The sequence below is a fragment of the Ruegeria sp. CE9 genome, from assembly GCF_056537425.1.
Map to the genome: position 1 here is coordinate 1 of NZ_JBQFRO010000064.1, position 1,389 is coordinate 1,389.

A 1,389-nucleotide genomic window follows, 5' to 3' on the forward strand; every position below is an offset into this window, starting at 1 on the left:
CCTGTGAAATCTTTGGGGTGGAGGAATAACACGGGCTTGCCATGTGCCCCAATTTTCGGCTCCCCCGTGCCCAAAACGCGCGCGCCACTTTCCTGAAGCTTATCGCGCGCCGCCAAAATGTCTTCGACCTCGTAGCAAATATGGTGAATGCCGCCCGAGGGGTTTTTCTCAAGAAAGCCCGTGATGGGGGAATTTTCGCCCAAAGGATAGAGCAACTCGATCTTGGTATTGGGCAATTCGATGAAGACTACCGTCACCCCGTGATCAGGTTCGTCCTGCGGCGCGCCAACTTTTGCGCCGAGCGTATCACGATATTGCGCTGACGCGGCCTCGAGATCAGGCACAGCAATGGCCACATGGTTCAATCTACCGATCATTTTCATCTCCTTCGGTCACTCGCCCCACGATATGCCTGCGCAAAATCCTGTGGGCAAGAGGCGTGTGGTCGCGCCCCGTTTACCCTTCGGTAACCGCGACAGGCTGTAATCGGGGAAGGGAATCACAAATTCGAGGTGCCTGAAATGGATGAGTTCAAATTGCCGCCAACCCGTCAGGCGAAAATGCAGGCGCTAAATCCGCTGATGGGGCTGACCATTTTAATCGTTGAGGATAGCCGATACGCCTCGGAATCGCTGCGATTGCTGAGCCTGCGTTCGGGCGCGCGGATAAGGCGCGCCGATTGCCTGTCCTCCGCGCGGCGTCACCTGCAGGTCTATCGCCCCAGCGTGGCCATTATCGACCTCGGTCTACCAGATGGGTCTGGCTTGGATTTGATCCAAGATTTGGCCATGGCAAGCCCCCGCTTGCCCGTGATCTTGGCTTGTTCCGCCGCTGACCCCCATGACAGCGCCGCCGAGGCAAAGGCCGCAGGTGCCGATGGTTTTTTGACCAAACCCATCGAAACCCTAGCGCATTTCCAAAAAACAATCTTGCGCCATTTGCCCCGCGATTTGGCCCCTAAAACCCCCCATGCTGTGGCAGGCGACACCGTGATCCCTAACCCTATTGCCTATCGCGAGGATTTGACCCATGCGATTGATCTCTTGGATCAGCCAGACCCACACCTGCCCTATCTGCACCCCTTCTTGATGGGCATCGCACAGGAGGCTGGCGATCGTGAATTGGCCGAAGCCGCGCGCAGTCTGATGCGTGACACCCGCGCGGCGCTGCGCCATGCGCTAACACAAAAAATCGCGGAAATCAGCCCACGACTATGAGCCAAGCGCGGGGTCGCGCGCCACCCGCACCAATCCCGTCAGGTCAGAAAGACGTTCGATCTGGCGCCCTGTCGCATCGAAATTCTGCGGTAAAAGCCATGCGATAAAGGCCTCTTTTAGCGCGGGATATTCCGCATCAATGGCGGCAAACCATGCGGTGTCACGATTTTTG

Annotated in this window: 2 protein-coding genes and 1 pseudogene; 1 reads left to right on the forward strand and 2 read right to left on the reverse strand. The window is 57.4% G+C overall.

Annotated features, from left to right (window positions below; all coding sequences use genetic code 11):
- Nucleotides 1-377: methylmalonyl-CoA epimerase (gene mce / locus ACR0B3_RS23985; protein WP_480811236.1), on the reverse strand; the 377-nt coding region annotated here is incomplete at its 3' end.
- A 144-nt stretch (nucleotides 378-521) separates the two neighbouring features.
- Between mce and ACR0B3_RS23990 the strand changes: the two genes are divergently transcribed.
- On the forward strand, nucleotides 522-1,217 hold the full coding sequence (locus ACR0B3_RS23990; RefSeq protein ID WP_340298822.1) for a response regulator: 696 nt from the start codon (nucleotides 522-524) through the stop codon (nucleotides 1,215-1,217).
- Here ACR0B3_RS23990 and ACR0B3_RS23995 read toward each other — a convergent pair.
- Nucleotides 1,212-1,389, reverse strand: a pseudogene (locus ACR0B3_RS23995) (GNAT family N-acetyltransferase); the annotation flags it as partial. The gene ACR0B3_RS23990 and the pseudogene ACR0B3_RS23995 overlap by 6 nt on opposite strands.